1 protein-coding gene is annotated in these 375 nt (G+C 68.8%); it reads right to left on the reverse strand.

Annotation, left to right across the window (positions count from 1 at the left end; translation table 11 throughout):
• Positions 1 to 107 precede the first annotated feature (107 nt).
• Positions 108 to 375, reverse strand: a 268-nt coding sequence (locus tag AC0IYH_RS29830; RefSeq protein ID WP_471837692.1) for a 50S ribosomal protein L11 methyltransferase, incomplete at its 5' end; no start/stop codon positions are given.

Genomic DNA, 375 nt, shown 5'->3' on the forward strand with positions numbered 1-375 from the left:
GCCGGACATCCCCGTCGCGGAAATCGTCGAGGGGGACGAGGTGGTGACGCGCGGGACGCAGGCTTATGCTCGGGGGAAGGCGTAGGTTTCGCGTCCTCGCGCGAATATCAGATGTCCAGCGCCCAGCCGTCCCGGCCCTTGGGATCAAACGGCGCGGACGGCACGAACCGCTCCGCCCCGGCGGTGAGGCGCAGTACGCTCCAGTCGCCGCGGCGGTCGACCGTCTCCAGCGTGCAGCCGCATTCGGCATAGGCCGCGACGACGGTTTCGCGCTGGGTTTCCAGCAGTCCCGCGAGCAGGATCGTCGCCTTCGGTGCGGCAATCGCTGCCAGTTCGGGGGCCATCGACATCAGAGGGCCGGCAAGAATGTTGGCG

This window comes from Pseudomonas sp. AC463, from assembly GCF_979253585.1.